Consider the following 18,624-nt stretch of genomic DNA (forward strand, 5'->3'; position numbering starts at 1 on the left):
CAAGTAGCCTAGCGATTACAATATTATTATTTGACATTTTTATTATCATTGTTTACCATATTAATAACTATAAGATTAAGGGAGCATAATATGAACAACTCTGGACAAAACAAAATGGCCTCCGGCTCAATGACAAAACTAATTGTTACCATGTCTCTTCCGCCTATCGTTTCAATGTTTATTCAAGCTATGTACAACATAGTTGACAGCATCTTCGTTTCAAAGATAGGGATGGACGCATTAACCGCTGTTTCACTTGCATTTCCAATGCAGCTTATTCTTGTAGCCTTATTTGTGGGAACGGGTGCTGGAGTTTCATCCCTGATATCAAGACGTTTAGGTGAAGGAAATCGCGATGCTGCAAGTAAGGCTGCAAGCCACGGTTTTATGGTAAGCCTTATATACTCTGTATTGATTGCTATAATAGGAATTTTTCTAACAGACTTCTTTATTCGATTGTTTACAGACGATTCATTGCTTCAAGGGTTAACAGCTCAATATTTAAGAATTATATTAATTTTTTCCTTTTTTAATTTTATCTCCAATGCCGGAATTTCCATACTGCAGTCTACGGGAAATACAATGATGCCCATGGTTTCACAACTTGCAGGAGCTTTAACAAACATTATTCTTGATCCCATAATGATTTTCGGTTACTTTGGCATGCCTGCCTTGGGCGTATCGGGAGCGGCCTTAGCTACTATTATTGGTCAGCTTGTTTCATTTATTTTGATCGTTATAATGTTTAAGAAGGACAAGTCTCTTGAGATTAAGCTTAAGAATTTTAAATTTGAAAAGGCAATTTTAAAGGATATGTATATTGTGGCACTTCCTGCAATTATAATGCAGTCCCTTGCTTCCGTAATGGTAAGTGGATTAAACCTGATCCTGATAGCTTTCAGTGATGCCGCCGTTTCTGTGCTGGGCATATACTTCAAGCTGCAATCATTTATATTCATGCCTATTTTCGGAATGATGCAGGCGTTTAGAGCTATCCTCGGATACAATTTTGGTGCAAAAAATAAGGGCAGAGTCTTAAATGCATTAAAAATCACCCTTTTATTTTCTGTGTGCATCATGCTTGCAGGAACATTTATTTTTCAAATATTTACCGAGCAACTTCTCGGGATGTTTGACAGCAATGCTGAAATGATGTCCATAGGAACCAAAGCTTTAAGAATAATAAGCTTGACCTTCCCAGTCGCTGCCGTTGGGATTATAATAAGCACTTCGTTTCAGGCCTTTGGCAAGGGAATGCTCAGCCTTGTCATATCATTTACAAGACAGCTTTTAATACTGTTGCCTGCTGCATATGTGCTTTCAAAAATAAGCGGTTTAGATTTATTCTGGTATTCATTTACCCTTTCGGAAATATTATCAGTTCTAATAGCTGTACCAACAATGAGCATCTATCTAAAAAAAACATTTAGTTCCTGGAAGTGATTATATTCTATCGTTGTAAAACGCAAAGTGGATATGATCCTCCCACTTTCCGTTTATTTCCAAGTATCGTTTTGAGAAACCCTCTTGCTCGAACTCCAGCTTTTCCATCACTCTGAGCGACCTGCCATTTCTGGGCACAACATTTGCTTCTATCCTGTGAAGTCCGAAATTGTCAAACATAATTTCTACTGTTCTTTCAATGGCTTCCGTCATATATCCCTTGTTAATTTCATCTTTATCAAGTTTGTATCCCAAGAAGCAAGATTTGAAATTGCCCATAATTATATTGGAGTAGCAAACATTCCCTATTAATTTGTTGTCTTCCTTTTTAATTATCCAAAATCTCACCTGCAAATCATTCTTAAACAGGTTGTATTCGTTGTATAATTTTCTTTTATGATATGAAAGCGTATAAAAATCTCTGGGATGTGCAGGATCCCACTCATTTAGAAAATTATGATTTCTTTTGTAGTAATCAAGAACCTCCTGCGCGTACCTGGGCTTTAATATCCTTAAATATAATCTTTCTGAGTCGTATCTAGTCTGTTTGAACATTTTTATCTCCCTTGTAAATTTCAGTTCTAATTTTATAATTTGCAACTTAAATAGTCAACTTATTTTGCTTTACTATATATTTTTTTTATGTTAGTATAATACAGAATTCAATGAATTGGATGAAAGGGCAAAAAATGATAACTAAAGGCAATAAGGTATTCTTGATATTTACTCTCTTTTACATATATTTTACGATGGCTCTGTTTGACAGTTCCCGAGGTAATTTCTTACCTTTTTTTATTAAGGAATTTAATATAAACAACACAATTATGAGCTTAATATTAAGCTTATCCACATTGGGAAATATAATAGGGAGCTTTTTGGGCGGTCACTTTTGCGAAAAATACGGCCACAAAACAGTATACATAATTGGGTCAGTCACCTCAACAATAGGCATATTAATTGCTCCGTTTACTCATAATGTATTTATGCTTGGACTTTTCTACTTTATATACGGTGTTGGACGTCAATTCCTGTGTATAGGAATTGATTCAATGATTCCTGTTCTGTCTGTGGGGTTCGAGTCAATACTAATGAATATTACACATTTTATGTTTGGTTTAGGAAGCTTTGCTGGACAAAGTGTTTACGGAAGGTTACTATCCAACGGAATTTCATGGAGAATTATTTATTTTTACATAGGTATATTCTTTGTTATTACCGTAATATTAACTTTAATGATCAAAACTCCTAGCATACAAATAAGCAGCGAGATATCATTCAATAGAAAAGGTATGTACAAAAATAATCTGATTTATATGTTTGTAGTAGCTCTTACTTTTGCACTGATAGCAGAAACTATTGTGCAAACATGGTTTATCAGCTATATGACAGATTCATACAGCCTAAGCCCTGCAGCTGCTGCAAAGTATGCTTCGATATTTTTCCTTTTATTTGCACTGGGGAGGCTTCTTGGAGGATTTATAATCAATAAAACTGGTACTTCACGAGGATTGAAACTGTTCCTTATTGCAGCGGCAGTATTCATGCTTGTCGGGCTTCAGCTGAAGCGAGAAGGGCTTATTCTTGTAGCAGCATCAGGTATATTTATTTCCATCACTTTCCCTACAATGATGGTACTAATCAGTTCAGCCTTCAGCCAAAACTCTTCATTTGCAATCGGGTTGATCGTCACATTAAGCAATATATTATTTTTAGTTTTATTTAACATAACAGGAGCATTAAATGACTTATTGGGATCATACGGCGCCTTTTACATGGCACCGATATCAATAATTTGCTGTCTGGGAATGCTCGTTGCTATAAGCAGAAAAACAAAGAATGAAAGTATTTAACATCGGAGGTTTTTTATGTCATTAGAAAAATTATTGATTCCGGAAAGATACGTAAACAAGTTTTCTCTTCTGGAAACACAAATTGCAATTAAAAGAATAAAGGATTTTTTTGAAGCCGGGCTTGCAAAAAATCTTTCTCTCATTAGAGTATCCGCGCCTTTAATGGTTCGTCCAGAGTCAGGGCTTAATGATGATCTGAACGGGCACGAAAGAGCGGTGCGCTTCGACATGCTCGAGACAAAGTATGATGTTGAAATTGTTCAATCTCTTGCAAAATGGAAAAGGATGGCTCTTGGAAGCTACAGCTTTGATACATACACAGGACTTTATACAGATATGAACGCAATCAGACGCGATGAAGAGTTAGATAATATCCACTCTATCTACGTTGACCAATGGGACTGGGAAAAAGTAATAAAGAAGGAAGACCGAACAAAGGAAACTTTGATGGCAGTTGTAAACCAAATATACGGCGCATTTAAATCAACAGAAATCTACTTGAGAAGTCTATATCCATTTTTAAGGAATGAGCTTCCTGAGCAAATTCATTTCATGACGACAGAGGAGCTTCTTCAACTCTATCCTGATAAAACACCTAAGGAACGTGAATATCTGATTACAAAGGACAAGAAAGCTGTATTCCTAATGGAAGTCGGCAAAAAACTTTCTGACGGAACTGTCCATGACGGACGCGCTGCAGACTATGATGACTGGTCACTGAACGGAGATATACTATTTTATTTCTCTACTCTGGATATTGCTTTAGAACTTTCTTCCATGGGCATAAGAGTAGATAAGAATGCACTTATGAGCCAGCTTGAGGAAAAGGATCAGATGTACAAAGCCGAATATCCATTCCACCAGGATATTATAAATGAAAAAGTTCCTTTCACAATTGGAGGCGGTATCGGACAATCAAGAATATGCATGTTTTTCCTACAAAAGGCGCATATTGGAGAAGTTCAGGCTTCCGTTTGGTCCGAAGAAATGAAGGATGTATGTAGAAAAAACGGAATACACCTTTTATAACAACCATTTAAACAAACCGAGGCTGCATGTGACTATCACAGATGCAGCCTTCTTTTTATCTCCGCATGGAGCCTTTTTTCTTCAAAGATGAGTATTGTTGACAATGATATTATGCTTGTAACTATACATATAAGCGAAGGATACAATGCAGTCAATCCTCCCGTAAATATAAATATTATCTGAACCAAGCCGAATAAACCGTCTATTATTATATACAATATATAATCCTCAACGTAAAGCTTGCGTACTTTTGATATTATAGCCATTGAAATCATTGCAAAACAGCATACGAATGGAATAACATACGTAATTGACCATCCCTTCCAGGCTGTTAAAAAGTCCCATATAACTACTATTACAGAAATAATCATTACCTGGTAAACAATATTTTTTGGAATATTATTTCGCTTGTTTATGGCTGATATCATGCTTGCCCAAACCGAGCCCAGGCCTCCGAGAATAAATATCGACCACGCCCCGCTCCGCGGTAACAAAATATTTATAGCTACAGAAACAGATGCGATTACAATTGAAACAAGAAGCATTATTTTAAAAAACAGGCCATGCTCCTTGTATACAAATGAAATAGCCGGAAACACCTCATCGCTGTGCTTATCTCCATTGAGCGTTGCCTGACAGAGAGGGCATTTTCTCCTGTTTCCTTTCACATTTATCTTGCAATTATTACAATATTTCAATGGCTCACCTTCTATTCCTCGTGTACTATGTTTGATTCTATGGTTACGGGAATGTCCATATCCGTTAGAGTTTTAAAAAATCTTCTCTGCACCTCAGTACTGACAAATGCAGACGTAAAACTGATTCTGAACTTATTCTCAAAAGAGCATGCACATGCCTGCAGCTTATTTGTGCTTACAAATATATCGAAGGAAGATATGAAAGGTCTGATATCCTCCGGCATACTTACAATTCCCACATTTGACAAGGTTGAAGTGTAGCTTCTGTCTACTATGCTGTTTGCAATTTTCAACGCAATGTCCTTTATAGAAAGAGGAATTGCGCGAAGAATAAAGTTATGCTCCAATGATGAAAGCATGTTTATTCTCCTGCCTAAAGTTTCAGGAGTTAGGTTTTCTCTGAAACTTTGCTTAAGGTGTTCTATTACATCAGGCAATTCTCCGCTCCCTGCAGAAAAATTATAATCCACATTTATTACACCAAAAAAGTTTCTGGCTGTATGAGAATAATAGTAGTTTCTCAAATTAACCGGTATGCTTAAAACAACAGGTCTCTCCTTAAGTCTGACAGGTATTTCCTCATTGATTGCACACATGAGGATTGCAGCAAGAAAAATTGTCATGGAAGTGTTATATTCCTTTACCTTTGCCAGCAATAAATCAACCGGAATAACCCCTTCTATAACGCTGATTCTGTACTCTGGTATCTTGGATCCTCGAAGTTTAAAAGCCTTCTTCCCTTTTTTCTTCTCATTGCCGACTTCCCCCGAATAATATCTCTGAAAGCTGTCATCCATTTTCTGTGTCTTTGATGACTCAATATCCAGCACAGGTACTTTATCTCGAAATTTATGTTCATGCTTGATAGTAATATAATGGAAAACCAAAGTTTTTAAAAACTGCAAAGCACCGGCTCCGTCTGACAGGGCATGGTAAACTTCAAAGCTTATTCTTTTTTTATAATACATGACTCTGAAAAGCAATGTTTTATTATTTTTATCATAAAGAGTCGTGCATGGAGGAAGGTGTTCTTCCGTTACAACAGCTTTAAAATGGCTTCGCTCAAAATAATACCAGAACAGTCCGCTCTTAATTACAGATTTATATAGTGGATACGCATCTACTGTTATGTCCAACGCCCTTTGCAAAACATTTTTATCTACATTCTCATACAGTTCACACGCAAATCTAAAAACCTTCGTATCGCTGCTCTTGCTGTTTGGCGGAAATATCTTTGCCGCATTATCTAATTTACTCCATTCTGATATTTTTTTTCTTTTCAATTATTTCACCTCGTAGCTTGAAAGAAAAGTGTTAATTATCTCATAACACAGCCTGACCTGCGGAAATCTCGGAGGAAGGGCAAAAAAGCCGTGCAGACCGTCTTTAATTCTGAATATCTCCACATTGTTTCCTGCAGCTCTTAATTTTTTCCCGTATTGCTCCCCTTCATCTCTCAGAGGGCAAAACTCCGCTGTTATTATCAGGGTATCAGGCTGGCCCTTAAGATCTTCTGCCAGCAAAGGAGCAAAATACTTACTGTTTCTGTCCTCTTCACTGCTTTTGTACAGGTCCATGTAATCACAGATTTTTTTTGACGTGAGCAAATACTCCTTTCCGTAATCATGAACTGATTGGAACGGTGTTTTTTCACTATGGTCGTTATACGTTGCCGGATAAATCAATATCTGCCTTTTAATTTTAAATTCATTTCTTTCTTTTGCCAGCAGCGACAACGCGGCAGCCAGGTTACCTCCCGCACTATCTCCTATTATTGTAACCTCTTTTTCATTAATTACTTTGTTAGAAATAAATGCTTTCGCAACATTATAACAATCCTCAAGCCCGGCAGGAAACGGGTTCTCAGGTGCCAACCTGTAGTCTACGGAAACAACCTTGTGACCTGTCAGTTTTGCCATATTTACGCAAACCTTACTATAGCTGTCTATGTTTCCTACTACCCATCCGCCACCGTGAAAAAAAAGCAACACAGGATAATTACCTTTATCTCCCGGAGCATATATTCTGATAGGAATGCTGTGGTTTCCCGAATCAATTGAGCAATCCCATGTATTGAAAGGCGGTTTTAAATAATTTCTGTGGGCAAGATTCACAAAATTTCTATGAAGAAGATAGTTCTTCTTAATATCAATATCTCTGTATGTTATTGCCTTTAGTGCAGCTCTGACGACCTTATTTATAGCCATGATTACCTCACTGTTTAGTTTACACCATTATATATATAAAAATTACACGTGTCCATAATTTTATTTATTCTTTAAAATCAAGCGCTTTTTTTGTTGACAATTATTAGTATTACGTTAAAATAATAGTAAGTACAATTTTAAGGAGGAAAATTATGCAAAAATATGTTTGTGACGCTTGCGGTTATGTATATGATCCAGCTGAAGGAGATCCGGATAACGGTATAGCTCCAGGAACTTCATTTAATGATTTGCCAGAAGATTGGGTTTGCCCTCTTTGCGGAGTCGGAAAAGATCAATTTTCACCGGAATAAAATTTAGTATAAAAGGGGATTGCAGCATCTTAATTTTTGCCACAATCCCTTTATCCTTAAACGAAGACTCTTTCGCATGAAAAGCTTTAATTTTGCACGCTATTTCTACCAGGAAGTATTATATTATAAATTAATATTAAAACAATTGATACAATTAACATAAAAATATATGAATAGTTGTAACTTCCTGTCATGTCAAATACCACACCGTTTATTATCGGAGCGGCCACTCCCCCTATGCTGCTTGCTGCACAAAACAATCCATAAATGTTGCTGAAATCTTTTTGTCCGTATAATTTGTCTGTTATGATGGGAAATGCAATTGTTGAAAACGCACTTCCAAATCCAGTTCCTAAAACAATGAAAATCAAAAATATTCTATACTTGGCAAACAGCAGACCAACAAGTCCTACCACATTTAACAAAATAGATAGTATAGAAGATGTTCTTACCCCGAATCTGTCAAACATCCTGCCCAGAGCCAATTTACTTACTGCTAATACTCCCATAGTTAATGCTGTAATATTTGCACTGGTTGTTAAGGAATATCCTGAATCGCTCATGTGAGGAGATATTGTAAAAAATGTTGTAGCCATTCCAATGCTTCCGGCGATAAAACAGATCATTAAAATCCAAAATTTATATGTTTTTCTTGCCTCTTGAAGTGTTATTCCATCATCGTAATCCATAATCTGAGATTTATTTTCTTTATAATATGATGATTCTGTATATACGTCTCTGGGATGAATCTCTATAATTAAAAACACGCATGGTATTATTACTATTCCCATTATAACAGCCAAAGCCATATAGGCGAATCTAAACCCATAAGATTCCATCAAAATGCCAGCTAATGCATTAAACAGCATTCCTCCCACTCCGCTTCCCATAAATGCAAAGCCTATGGCCAGCCCCTTTTTATCGCTGAACCAGTTGTTAATAATAAGAGAGAGAGGAAGTGTTGTTAAAAATGCTGCGGATACACTTGCAACTATTGTTATTGCATAAAATTCAAACAGCGAGTCAGCTAAGGAATACATAAAATATGATACGGAAATAACTACCGATGATACCCTCATTAATCGTTTAATATTAATTTTTGAAAATATTTTGCCTGATACAACAGATATAATTGTCTGAGAGAACATAGACAATGTAACTATTGCACTGACATAAGAACGTTTAAAACCAAATTCATCGCTTATTGGCTTGACAAATATACTTGCACAGTTAAAAATAATCGCCCATGCAGTAGCCATAATTAAAAACCCAGCGAGTACGATTATCCATCCATAGTATACTTTAGTTTTTAAAAGCAGTTTTTTCATTATTAGCATACTCCTTTAGTTGCCAGTCATCTTAAAAGGGTTATCTCCTATTAGGAACTAATCTCCATTTAAGATAACCCTGTCATACTTTTTTAAATATTTTATTTTGCAATACACTGCCGTTTTAACAATATTAAATAATTGTGCCTCCCCCAATTACAACATCCCCGTCGTAAAACACAGCTGCCTGCCCCGGTGTCACAGCACGCTGTTTGTTTTCGAACTCTGCAATAATTTTATCATCACCCTCAGGGTGTAGCACTGCTTTTACCTCTTTCTGACTGTACCTTGTTTTTACCGTTGCTTTCATTGGAGATGTAAGTTTCTCCACAGCAATCATGTTAATATCACGAACCTCCATCCTGTCTGTGTACAGGTCGTCCTCATTTCCCAAAATTACCGTGTTTTCATCCTTATTCTTGCTCACTACATAAGCAGGTTTCCCTAAAGCAATTCCAAGGCCCTTTCTCTGGCCTACGGTGTAATGAATAATGCCTTTATGTTCACCTACTTTATTTCCATCAATGTCAACAAAATTTCCCTTTTTAGATATAATTCCCATTTTGTTTTCAAGAAATCCCGCATAATCTCCATCCTGAACAAAGCATATATCCTGACTGTCAGGTTTTCTAGCATTTATCAGATTTCTTTCCTCCGCTATTCTTCGTACGTCAGTTTTATTCATAGAGCCTAGAGGAAGCAAAGTTCTTGACAAGTCATGCTGAGAAAGAACATACAGCACATAGCTCTGGTCTTTAGACATATCAACTGATTTCTTTAGTAAATATCTGCCGCTTGCATTATCATATTCTATCTGAGCATAATGACCGGTGGCTATATAATCTTTTCCCATTAAAAGAGCTCGTTTGATCAGCTTACTAAATTTAACGTATCTGTTGCAGTCAATACACGGATTTGGAGTAGTTCCTGCTTCATAGCTGTCAGCAAACTTTTTTATTACTTCTTCTTTGAATGTGTCACCGAAGTTAAAAACAAAATGCTCAATCCCCAGCTTGTAGCATACGCTTCTTGCATCTTCCACATCTTCAAGAGAACAACAGGTTCTTGTTTTGCAACTGTCAAGAACTTCTTCGTTGCTGAACAATTTCAATGTTGCACCGCATATATCATAGCCCTGATCCCTTAGAAGGACTGCTGCCACTGAGCTGTCAACTCCTCCGCTCATGGCAACCATAACTTTTTTATTCATACTTTCTCCTATCTTAAAAAACAGGACATTTCTGTCCTGTTTATAGTATCTTTTGTATACAGCAATTATATAACTTGCGCAAAACATTGTCAAATATTTTGAAAGTTAACATTTAAAAGGTTACTCAATTTCATCCTTTTTATTTTTTCTCTCAACAACTGATGCGAAAATTACACCCACCTCAAACAACAGTATCATAGGCAGCGCCAATAACGACTGTGTTATAATATCCGGCGGAGTAAGCAATGCTGCTACTACAAATATAATCAAAATTGTATATTTTCTATTTTTCTTAATAAAGCTTACTTTCAGTATATGGAATTTTGTCAGAATAACCATTAAAATAGGAAGCTCAAATATTAATCCAAACGACAGCAGTGTATTGATTACAAATGACAAGTAATTGCTGAAGCTGATCATTTCATCAATCTGTTCTATCTCAAATCCCATAAAGAACTGAAGCATTATTGGAAGTACCACAAGATATGCAAATACAACACCTAGAATAAAAAACATACCTCCTACAAACAACGAAACCGCAATTGTTTTTTTCTCACTTTTTGTAAGTCCCGGACTTACAAAAAGCCACAGCTGAAGCATCAAAAACGGAGCTGCTATAACTAACCCTCCGATTACCGCAATCTTCACATATGACAGCAAAAGTTCTGCGGGAGCTATAAATACAAAATTGATTTCAGGAGCAATATCTATTATATGCTTAACTACTACTTCCGCAAAATTATAAAATATAAAGACAGCTGCTATAAGAACAACACTTGAATAAATAAGTCTTTTCCTAAGCTCGGATAGATGCCCTACCAGCGTTAAATTTCTCTCATTTTTTTTATTTTTTTTTCTCATAATAAGCCCTGCTCTGCTATTGATATAATTCTTCTGTTGATTTTATTATACAGTAAAGTACATGATTAACGGGTGTCGGAATATTCAACCTTTTCCCCATTTCAACAACTGTTCCCGCAAAGTAATCGACTTCTGTCTTTCTCTTTGCTTCAACATCCTGAAGCATGGATGTTTTGCCATTTGGTGAAAAATTGCTCATTAGAACAACAAATTCCTCAATATCTTCTTCTCTTAAATCTATTTGAGAAGCTTCTGCAATTGTAAGCACTTCTTCCATTGCCTCTCTGAACAGTGTTAGGTTTGTTTCAAGGCTTGTAACCTTTCCATATGGAGATCTTGTAACGGCAGTTACCTGATTAACTCCAACGTTTAACATAAACTTTTTCCATACCATTCTTTTCATATCTGGAAATACAAGGTTTCTTATTCCTGAATTGTCAAAACATTCTTTAACTGCTTGTACTTCTTCAGAAACAACCGTATTATCGGCTTCACCGAAATGTATTTCACCATCTTCGGTATTTACTACGCCGCTTTCAGTCCTTATTGCATCAATTTTCATTGATAATCCGTAGAGAACATTATTGTCCGGATATGCTTCTTTAATCTTTTCTCTCGCCGTTACGCCGTTGAGAAATGTTATTAGAATTGTTCTTTCTCCAACAAACGGCCTTACGTCTTCGATTGCATGTTCAAGCTGATAGTTCTTAACCGCGAATATTACCAAATCGTATTTTACGCCGTTATTTCCGCCTGATACTACTTCAGGGTAAAAAGTATTTCCGTTCAACGTAAATCCGTTTTTCCTTAATTTTTCCTGTCTTGAATCGTCAGCTATTACAGCAAAATTCTTACCGTATCGTTTAAAAAGCAAATTTCCGTACACAGTTCCCACTGCACCCATTCCTATAAGTGCAACCGTTTTTATATTCATATCTATCACCCGATTTATTTTTTAAAACAAACTCATCGCAATATATTATAATAGAATTATTCTCTTTATGCAATGCATTAAATTAATTAAATCATTACATATTGCTTAAAGAATCAAATTAAGCTTACGATATGCAAAGCTAAAACAGAAAAATGCTGTTTTATTTCGCGTTATTAAGCAAATCAATTACATAATTCGGCAGTGCAAATGCTCCTTTGTGGAGATTCGAATTATAATAATTTGCGGAGATTCCCAAAGATTCCCACTTGCCTGCTTCATGGTTCTTAACAGGATCATATTTTTTCGAAGCAAATCCAAACAGCCAGTGACCTGAGCCGTAAGTAGGGATATGAGCCTGGTATACATTTGCAACAGGGAAAACAGATTTTATCTTTTTGTGAGTCCTTTGCATAGTTTCGGCTTCTCTTCTATAATATGGACTCTCATGCTGATTTACAAGAATTCCGTCTTCCTTCAATGCATTGTAGCAATTTTTGTAAAATTCCTGCGTAAACAATTCGACTCCCGGACCGATGGGATCGGTTGAGTCTACAATAATCAAATCATATTCATTTGTTTTTGCCTTTACAAATTTCAATCCATCTTCAAAAAATAGATTGACTCTTTTATCATTTAATTTTGAAGCTGTCTGCGGAATATGCTCCATGCACACATCCACAACCATTTTGTCTATTTCGACCATATCAATTTTTTCAACGGTTGAATATCTTGTCAATTCTCTGACAGTTCCTCCGTCTCCCGCACCGATTACCAGAATGTTTTTTATGCTCGGGTTAACTGCCATGGGAACATGAGTTATCATTTCGTGGTATATAAACTCATCTTTTTCTGTCAGCATTATAAATCCATCAATTACAAGAACCTTTCCAAATTCAGGTGTTTGAAAAACATCTATTTTTTGAAAATCACTTTGCATGCTTTCTATGTGCTTGTCAACTCTGACAGAAAATCTTACATTGTCTGTATGCTCTTCAGTAAACCATAATTCCATTTAATTCTCCTCCTGAAATATATTCATGCCGCTAAAAATCTCAATCATTTCTTTTCTTAAGCTGTCTGAAATCTCAAGTCTCGTTTTGGGAAGCAGTTCATAAACATCTTTGTTAAAAAGATAGTTTTGAAGGTCAATATCTTTTATTAGCATCTTTGTGTGAAATGTATTAGATTGAAAAACATTGACATCAATAGCATCGTATTTTTTCAACGTCGACTTATCTATATAATCCTGTATTGATTTAATATCATGATCGATATAGAATTTCTTGCCGCCTAAATCTCTTGTAAATCCTCTTACACGATAATCAATTGTGATAATGTCGGAATCAAAACTCCCTATTAAATAGTCCAACGCATTAAGAGGAGAAATTTTGCCGCATGTGGATACATCTATATCTACTCTGAATGTTGAAATAGCCTTGTTCGGATGATATTCCGGATATGTGTGCACAGTTACATGACTCTTGTCCAAATGTGCATGGACTGTTTCCTGATAACACACGTTATTGCATACCAGCTTTCCTTGATTGCATGATTCATCAATCTCTTCGACATTCAACGCCGCTTCGGCAATCAATAAATTAACCGACGCTCCCTGCGGATCATAATCCTGCTTTGATATATTAAGAATATGTGCTCCGATAATTTCAGTCACCTTGCATAGTATCTGTGTAAGTCTTTCTGAATTATATTGCTCATCAATATACTCAATATACTCTTTCTGTTCCCTCTCGCTTTTAGCATAGCATACATCGTAGATGTTAAAACTAAGCGATTTGGTAAGATTATTAAAGCCATACAATGTCAGCTTTTTTTCCAACCCTAACACCACTACCTTTCTTAATTAAAATTTTTTTCATTATAAACTATATATAAATATATATCAAGGCTTTTAAAGAGTAAAATAATGTTAATTGGGACAGCTTTAAAAACATTTAGCTTACCTGTTACAACTACTGTTTAAACAGCCATTCTTCCATTTAATTATATTGTTATTTTTGTCCAATTTCCCTTTATAAATCTTGTATAATTAATAATAAGCCGAAGTGACTGGTCAGTACCGAATGCAATCCATGCCCCTATCAGCCCTAGACCCAACGGGTAGCAAAATAACCATGTAGCTCCAGGTCTGACTATTCCTATGCTGATAAACGAAGTCAAAGCTACAAACTTTGTATCTCCAGCCCCCCTCAAACTTCCTGAAATAACGACACCCGAAGTCTGAATCGGTGACGTGAATGCTATTAAAATCATAATTTGTGAGCCAGCTAAAATTACTGCTGCATCGTTTGTATATAATGAGATCAGAAAATACCTTCCTGTAATAAATATAACTACAAACATTAATCCCATAGTTAAAGCAATTCTTTGAAGAGTTTTTCCATAAATGGTAGCTAAATCTCCTCGTTTTGCACCAAGGCTTTGCCCCACCAATGCTGATGCAGCTATTCCTAGGCCGTCACCAAATGCAAAAGATATGCTTACCAGGTTCATGCATATTTGATGTGTTGCAAAATCAACCGTTCCAAGACCGGCTATAAGCTTGTTTGTGGTAAAAAAACCTACACGCATGAAAACCTGCTCTACAAAAGCACTTCCGCTTATGCCCAAAATACTTTGTATTGTTTCTTTTTCAAGCTTCCAGCTTTGATTTCTCTTAAGTTCCAGGAAATGATATGCAAAAGTAACAGACTTTAACGAGAGCAAAAACCCTATAAGATTTCCTATTGCCGTAGCAATAGCAGCTCCTATAACACCTAATGCAGGAAAGCCTAGGTGCCCGTTTATGAGAAGGTAATTAAAGAATAAATTTACCAGATTGGCTGCAACATTTGTTTTCATAGATATTTTTGTATTGCCTGCCCCTCTTTGAGCTGCATTTATTGTAAGACTTAGTGATGTAAAAAAATTTCCTATACAAATAATTCTAAAATATATTATTGCGCTTTCAACCACGTCGCTTTGTGCTCCAGCAAATATAATCAGCGGCTCCGCGTATATTATTCCTAATGTTGATAATATTACTGACAGCACTGCACATATTAATAAAGACTGTCTCAGTGTCTTATTAGCCTCTTCCCTGTTTCCTTCTCCCCTTCTCCTTGCTACAACAGCTGTTACGCCAATATTAAGTGAAAGAATCACCGCAAGCAGTATAAATCTGGGCTGAGTTGTAATTCCAACTGCTGATATTGCAACAGGTCCCAAACTTCCAACCATAATCAAATCCGCAGACGATATAAGCTGAACCAATACTGCCTCTAAAGCAGATGGCCATGCGACCTCTGCAGCATTTTTGTATATTTCCTTGTCAGAAGGAATGTCTCCAACTATATTTTCGGCTTTTACCATATATTTATTGGAATATATCCTTTTAATTAAATTGGTCATATTTTCCTCCTTTACCCAACATAATGTATTGTAATCCATTTACATTTATTATTCAATACATTTTGTTTGCAGCAAGGATTTCAGGCATGCAAAAAAGCCGATATTCTGAAATACAGGCTACCAGCTTCTGTCTAAAATATTATGCGTCTTTACTTACTGCAATCATTCAGCCGTTCGAAAAGTTATATTATTAACACACTAAATTGTCTGTTTTTAGACAATCTAGTGTGTTAAACCAATTCCGCACCGAACTTTTTGCATCTGTTAATTGCCTCTTCATCCGGATTCCAAAGTTCCTTAATCCCTTCTGAAATAACTTCAAATTTTGCTTCTTTAAGTAAATCTGTAATTATTTTTACAGATTCTCCGCTCCATCCGTAACATCCAAATGCTGCCGCTTTTTTCTCAGCAAATTTCAAACCCTTTATCATTTCCAAAAAACCCGATGAAGCTGACAGAATTCCGTTGTTTATTGTAGATGACCCCACAAGTATTAATTTTGACTTAAACACCTCGGTTACTATATCGTTTTTATCTTTTTTGGCACAATTATATAGCTTAACAGTAACGTTTTTATCCTTTAACTTTATTCCTTCTGCAATGGCTTCAGCCATTTTCCTTGTTCCTCCCCACATTGTATCATAAATTATAGTAATTTGATTTTCATGATACTCTTTAGCCCATTCCATGTATTTGTTAACAATTTGCAAGGGATCTGTTTTCCATATAATACCGTGACTGGGGCAAATCATTTCAATTGGTATATTCATAGAAACAACCTCTTCAATTTTTTTCACCACAAATTTACTGAATGGCGTCAAAATATTTGCAAAATACTTTATTGCTTCATTGTAAAGTTCATATTGATCAACCTTATCATTGTACATAAGCTCTGAAGCATAATGCTGTCCAAAAGCATCATTACTGAACAGTATATTTTCTCCGGACATATATGTCATCATTGAATCAGGCCAATGAAGCATCTTTGCTTCAACAAATATAAGTTTGTTTTTTCCTATACTCAACGAATCTCCGGTTTTAACCTCAACAAAATTCCAATCCTTATGATGAAGGCCCTTTATAATTTTAGCACCATTTTTTGTACAATAGATCGGAGTATCCGGAATTTCCTTCATCAATTCTCCTAATGCTCCCGCATGATCGACCTCCGAATGATTCATTACTATGTAGTCTATTTTTTTCAAGTCAATTTCTTCTTTCAAATTTGAAACAAATTCTTTTGAAAAAGGCTCCCAAACCGTATCAATCAAAACATTTTTCTCGTCCTGAACCAAGTATGAATTATACGATGATCCTTTGTGTGTGGAATATTCTTCTCCGTGAAATTTTTCCAACTCCCAGTCTATTTTTCCTACCCATTTTACCGTTTCCGAAATTTTAAACATAATCCCTCCTTTTACTACTTAACATTTTAACTTATTTTTGGTTATATATATTGGAAGCCTGTCAAAATATATTAATCCGACAGGCTTGATTCATTATATTTCCTTTGAAAATTTGGGGTCTGAGGGTTTAGGAGAAAGTATAACAAATAATGAAATGTCTTCATATACCTTTGGAATACCAAACTCTTCTTTTCCCTTAGCCATTACAGCCGTACCTTTTTGGATTTTCTGCACGTCATTGCCAACCTGCAATTCTGCACTTCCCTGAAGTACCAGCAATGTAAGGGCAGAATCATTGTGCTGATGAACAGGAAGTGTGTGACCTGCTTTAAGATTTAGCACAAATCCCAATACCTCATCATCATTAAACGCAATTTTTTTGGTCAGCTGGTTATCATTAAATACTATGCATTCATTCAAATTTTTTAAATTCATTATTATCTCCTCTTTTAAATATATTTCTTTTCTAGGCTTTCAAGAATATCAATAAAATATTTTTGAGTTCCCATCTTTTCAGCTTCTCTTTCAAACTTATCCGTTTTTTCATTAATCTTATCTATCACTTCTTTTGGCAGATTCTTTTCACCAAACATATAAACTGCTTCGTTTTCCTTAGCTATATGTCTTTTAAGGAGATTTGTATAGGCAACGGCATTGCTTATTACATCAAGCTTACTTTCATCATCGCCTTTTTTCAACTTATGCAAAGCATCCTCAAGATTACTTACATACAACCTTCCGTAATCGTGTTCAACCAGCATTCCGTGTGTTATTAAATTCTCTCCTAATTTTCCCAAATTTATCTGCATTTCCTTAAAAAGAAATTTTTCTTCCTTGCCATGATGGTGTGCATCAGCATACTTTCTTATAAATTCAATTATTTTGCTGAAATCGTCATAATTAATATTCTCACCATTCATAGCATTAATGCATGCCTTGCGCATAACATTTAGCATACGCAAAATATAGTCATGCTCCATTACCATTATTTCCACACTTTTCATAGATCTATCCTCAAAATTTTATAAGTTGTATCATTTAATTTCTTGTATTTTATATTTGTAGAATGCAGAAGACCTTTTATAAACTCATCTCTTAAAATATAAAATACGCGCACATCACTGTTAAATTCATCCCAATACTTACAATGGACACATTCATATCTCTTCCATACGGCTTCATTCTTATCCTGCTTGACTATAGCATTGATGTGATCGCAAGGCATGCCGTCAAGCAGTGTATCATTAATGGCTTTAAACGCCTCTTCAATTCCGGAATTTTTGTCCAATGGAGAATACCTTTCCCCATTTAATTTGAATACTTCCTTAATATCCTCAATATTATCCGCTTCATTTTTTATTGCTTCGGTTACAGACTCAGCAAGCTTATATTCAACTTTTGATATCTGATTTTGAAGCCACTTGTGTATATTGTCCTCATCTATTACTTCATCCAATGGTTTTAATTCTCCGTCACCGTATTTCACATTAATTCGTTCTCTTATCTCTGAACTAATGACCAATTGTAAATCTAATATATCTTCTACAATTTTATTTTGTATTTTTATCTTATTATACAGCCAAAAATGTATAGGTCCCAAAAATGCACTCATACTTCCTCCATTATTATTTAAAAATATGAGCATGAATTTCTCCATGCTCATATTCATATTACTACTCCGCTTTCGAAAAACTATTCAACTGCTCTAATAGATTTTCAACATTAAAGCCATGAACCATTGCTGCCTCTTCCAGTGTTTCCATCTGAGAAGATGGACATCCTAAGCAATGCATTCCGGCATTCATCAGAATGTCTGCAAAGCCTTGGTTCATTTGCAATATTTGGCCTATATACATATCCTTTGTAACTTTTTCCATATAATTCACCTCTTCATTTTATTTTGCGGTAAAAGACATAATCTTTTACCGCTGAATTATTA

20 protein-coding genes are annotated in these 18,624 nt (G+C 35.6%); 4 read left to right on the forward strand and 16 right to left on the reverse strand.

Annotation, left to right across the window (positions count from 1 at the left end; genetic code table 11):
- Window positions 1-90: 90 nt before the first annotated feature.
- The gene (locus tag RBQ61_RS00135) at window positions 91-1,443 is read left to right on the forward strand and encodes an MATE family efflux transporter (RefSeq protein ID WP_308138528.1); all 1,353 of its coding nucleotides are present in this window, start codon (window positions 91-93) and stop codon (window positions 1,441-1,443) included.
- Here the strand turns inward: RBQ61_RS00135 and RBQ61_RS00140 are convergent, their stop codons facing one another.
- Complete coding sequence (locus RBQ61_RS00140) at window positions 1,444-1,998, reverse strand: GNAT family N-acetyltransferase (protein ID WP_308138529.1); 555 nt, start codon at window positions 1,996-1,998, stop codon at window positions 1,444-1,446.
- Between the two features lie 134 nt (window positions 1,999-2,132).
- Here RBQ61_RS00140 and RBQ61_RS00145 point away from each other — a divergent pair, with 134 nt between their 5' ends.
- Together RBQ61_RS00145 and asnA are read left to right on the forward strand one after the other, a co-directional pair.
- Window positions 2,133-3,293: a sugar MFS transporter gene (locus tag RBQ61_RS00145; RefSeq protein WP_308138530.1), complete on the forward strand. Its 1,161-nt coding sequence runs from the start codon at window positions 2,133-2,135 to the stop codon at window positions 3,291-3,293.
- Between the two features lie 15 nt (window positions 3,294-3,308).
- On the forward strand, window positions 3,309-4,322 hold the full coding sequence (gene asnA / locus RBQ61_RS00150; protein WP_308138531.1) for an aspartate--ammonia ligase: 1,014 nt from the start codon (window positions 3,309-3,311) through the stop codon (window positions 4,320-4,322).
- 35 nt (window positions 4,323-4,357) lie between these two features.
- Here asnA and RBQ61_RS00155 read toward each other — a convergent pair whose 3' ends face one another.
- The 3 genes from RBQ61_RS00155 to RBQ61_RS00165 are packed head-to-tail and all read right to left on the reverse strand — an operon-like array spanning window position 4,358 to window position 7,227.
- A complete protein-coding gene (locus RBQ61_RS00155; RefSeq protein WP_308138532.1) occupies window positions 4,358-4,990 on the reverse strand; it encodes a DUF6320 domain-containing protein in 633 nt (210 codons plus the stop codon).
- A gap of 41 nt (window positions 4,991-5,031) precedes the next feature.
- A complete protein-coding gene (locus RBQ61_RS00160; protein WP_308138533.1) occupies window positions 5,032-6,303 on the reverse strand; it encodes a hypothetical protein in 1,272 nt (423 codons plus the stop codon).
- Window positions 6,304-7,227 (reverse strand): alpha/beta hydrolase, encoded by a 924-nt coding sequence (locus tag RBQ61_RS00165; protein WP_308138534.1) that lies wholly within the window; start codon window positions 7,225-7,227, stop codon window positions 6,304-6,306.
- 152 nt (window positions 7,228-7,379) lie between these two features.
- On the opposite strand from RBQ61_RS00165, the gene rd reads away from it, so the two are divergent.
- Complete coding sequence (rd, locus tag RBQ61_RS00170; protein ID WP_308138535.1) at window positions 7,380-7,538, forward strand: rubredoxin; 159 nt, start codon at window positions 7,380-7,382, stop codon at window positions 7,536-7,538.
- A gap of 86 nt (window positions 7,539-7,624) precedes the next feature.
- Here rd and RBQ61_RS00175 read toward each other — a convergent pair whose 3' ends face one another.
- The 12 genes from RBQ61_RS00175 to RBQ61_RS00230 all read right to left on the reverse strand — a co-directional run bounded on the left by RBQ61_RS00175 (window position 7,625) and on the right by RBQ61_RS00230 (window position 18,562).
- Window positions 7,625-8,866 (reverse strand): MFS transporter, encoded by a 1,242-nt coding sequence (locus RBQ61_RS00175; RefSeq protein WP_308138536.1) that lies wholly within the window; start codon window positions 8,864-8,866, stop codon window positions 7,625-7,627.
- 133 nt (window positions 8,867-8,999) lie between these two features.
- A complete protein-coding gene (gene mnmA, locus RBQ61_RS00180) occupies window positions 9,000-10,163 on the reverse strand; it encodes a tRNA 2-thiouridine(34) synthase MnmA (RefSeq protein ID WP_308138537.1) in 1,164 nt (387 codons plus the stop codon).
- A 33-nt stretch (window positions 10,164-10,196) separates the two neighbouring features.
- Window positions 10,197-10,937 (reverse strand): twin-arginine translocase subunit TatC, encoded by a 741-nt coding sequence (gene tatC / locus RBQ61_RS00185; RefSeq protein ID WP_308138538.1) that lies wholly within the window; start codon window positions 10,935-10,937, stop codon window positions 10,197-10,199.
- A 16-nt stretch (window positions 10,938-10,953) separates the two neighbouring features.
- Window positions 10,954-11,871, reverse strand: coding sequence for a ketopantoate reductase family protein (locus RBQ61_RS00190; RefSeq protein ID WP_308138539.1), 918 nt, complete (start codon window positions 11,869-11,871; stop codon window positions 10,954-10,956).
- A 160-nt stretch (window positions 11,872-12,031) separates the two neighbouring features.
- Complete coding sequence (speE, locus tag RBQ61_RS00195) at window positions 12,032-12,883, reverse strand: polyamine aminopropyltransferase (RefSeq protein WP_308138540.1); 852 nt, start codon at window positions 12,881-12,883, stop codon at window positions 12,032-12,034.
- On the reverse strand, window positions 12,884-13,720 hold the full coding sequence (gene speD / locus RBQ61_RS00200) for an adenosylmethionine decarboxylase (protein ID WP_308138541.1): 837 nt from the start codon (window positions 13,718-13,720) through the stop codon (window positions 12,884-12,886).
- A 152-nt stretch (window positions 13,721-13,872) separates the two neighbouring features.
- The gene (locus RBQ61_RS00205; protein ID WP_308138542.1) at window positions 13,873-15,279 is read right to left on the reverse strand and encodes an MATE family efflux transporter; all 1,407 of its coding nucleotides are present in this window, start codon (window positions 15,277-15,279) and stop codon (window positions 13,873-13,875) included.
- A gap of 230 nt (window positions 15,280-15,509) precedes the next feature.
- Window positions 15,510-16,685 (reverse strand): anaerobic nitric oxide reductase flavorubredoxin, encoded by a 1,176-nt coding sequence (locus tag RBQ61_RS00210; protein WP_374049893.1) that lies wholly within the window; start codon window positions 16,683-16,685, stop codon window positions 15,510-15,512.
- 93 nt (window positions 16,686-16,778) lie between these two features.
- Window positions 16,779-17,120, reverse strand: coding sequence for a cupin domain-containing protein (locus RBQ61_RS00215; RefSeq protein WP_308138543.1), 342 nt, complete (start codon window positions 17,118-17,120; stop codon window positions 16,779-16,781).
- A gap of 14 nt (window positions 17,121-17,134) precedes the next feature.
- Complete coding sequence (locus RBQ61_RS00220) at window positions 17,135-17,689, reverse strand: hemerythrin domain-containing protein (protein ID WP_213924969.1); 555 nt, start codon at window positions 17,687-17,689, stop codon at window positions 17,135-17,137.
- Entirely contained in the window at window positions 17,686-18,297 is a 612-nt protein-coding gene (locus tag RBQ61_RS00225; protein ID WP_308138544.1) for a hypothetical protein, read from the reverse strand. Before RBQ61_RS00225 ends, RBQ61_RS00220 begins: the two co-directional genes overlap by 4 nt.
- A 61-nt stretch (window positions 18,298-18,358) precedes the next feature.
- A complete protein-coding gene (locus RBQ61_RS00230; protein ID WP_308138545.1) occupies window positions 18,359-18,562 on the reverse strand; it encodes a DUF1858 domain-containing protein in 204 nt (67 codons plus the stop codon).
- Between the last annotated feature and the right edge of the window lie 62 nt (window positions 18,563-18,624).

The organism is Sedimentibacter sp. MB35-C1 (assembly GCF_030913635.1).
In the GTDB taxonomy this organism is placed as follows: domain Bacteria; phylum Bacillota; class Clostridia; order Tissierellales; family Sedimentibacteraceae; genus Sedimentibacter.

What these genes read in the sequence shown, in the direction of transcription:
- RBQ61_RS00135 (WP_308138528.1), top strand. Translation starts at nt 91, where the DNA reads ATGAACAACTCTGGACAAAACAAAATGGCCTCCGGCTCAATGACAAAA.
- RBQ61_RS00140 (WP_308138529.1), bottom strand. Translation starts at nt 1,998, where the DNA reads ATGTTCAAACAGACTAGATACGACTCAGAAAGATTATATTTAAGGATA.
- RBQ61_RS00145 (WP_308138530.1), top strand. Translation starts at nt 2,133, where the DNA reads ATGATAACTAAAGGCAATAAGGTATTCTTGATATTTACTCTCTTTTAC.
- asnA (WP_308138531.1), top strand. Translation starts at nt 3,309, where the DNA reads ATGTCATTAGAAAAATTATTGATTCCGGAAAGATACGTAAACAAGTTT.
- RBQ61_RS00165 (WP_308138534.1), bottom strand. Translation starts at nt 7,227, where the DNA reads ATGGCTATAAATAAGGTCGTCAGAGCTGCACTAAAGGCAATAACATAC.
- rd (WP_308138535.1), top strand. Translation starts at nt 7,380, where the DNA reads ATGCAAAAATATGTTTGTGACGCTTGCGGTTATGTATATGATCCAGCT.
- RBQ61_RS00175 (WP_308138536.1), bottom strand. Translation starts at nt 8,866, where the DNA reads ATGAAAAAACTGCTTTTAAAAACTAAAGTATACTATGGATGGATAATC.
- mnmA (WP_308138537.1), bottom strand. Translation starts at nt 10,163, where the DNA reads ATGTTTTGCGCAAGTTATATAATTGCTGTATACAAAAGATACTATAAA.
- tatC (WP_308138538.1), bottom strand. Translation starts at nt 10,937, where the DNA reads ATGAGAAAAAAAAATAAAAAAAATGAGAGAAATTTAACGCTGGTAGGG.
- RBQ61_RS00190 (WP_308138539.1), bottom strand. Translation starts at nt 11,871, where the DNA reads ATGAATATAAAAACGGTTGCACTTATAGGAATGGGTGCAGTGGGAACT.
- speE (WP_308138540.1), bottom strand. Translation starts at nt 12,883, where the DNA reads ATGGAATTATGGTTTACTGAAGAGCATACAGACAATGTAAGATTTTCT.
- RBQ61_RS00205 (WP_308138542.1), bottom strand. Translation starts at nt 15,279, where the DNA reads ATGACCAATTTAATTAAAAGGATATATTCCAATAAATATATGGTAAAA.
- RBQ61_RS00210 (WP_374049893.1), bottom strand. Translation starts at nt 16,685, where the DNA reads ATGTTTAAAATTTCGGAAACGGTAAAATGGGTAGGAAAAATAGACTGG.
- RBQ61_RS00215 (WP_308138543.1), bottom strand. Translation starts at nt 17,120, where the DNA reads ATGAATTTAAAAAATTTGAATGAATGCATAGTATTTAATGATAACCAG.
- RBQ61_RS00220 (WP_213924969.1), bottom strand. Translation starts at nt 17,689, where the DNA reads ATGAAAAGTGTGGAAATAATGGTAATGGAGCATGACTATATTTTGCGT.
- RBQ61_RS00225 (WP_308138544.1), bottom strand. Translation starts at nt 18,297, where the DNA reads ATGAGTGCATTTTTGGGACCTATACATTTTTGGCTGTATAATAAGATA.
- RBQ61_RS00230 (WP_308138545.1), bottom strand. Translation starts at nt 18,562, where the DNA reads ATGGAAAAAGTTACAAAGGATATGTATATAGGCCAAATATTGCAAATG.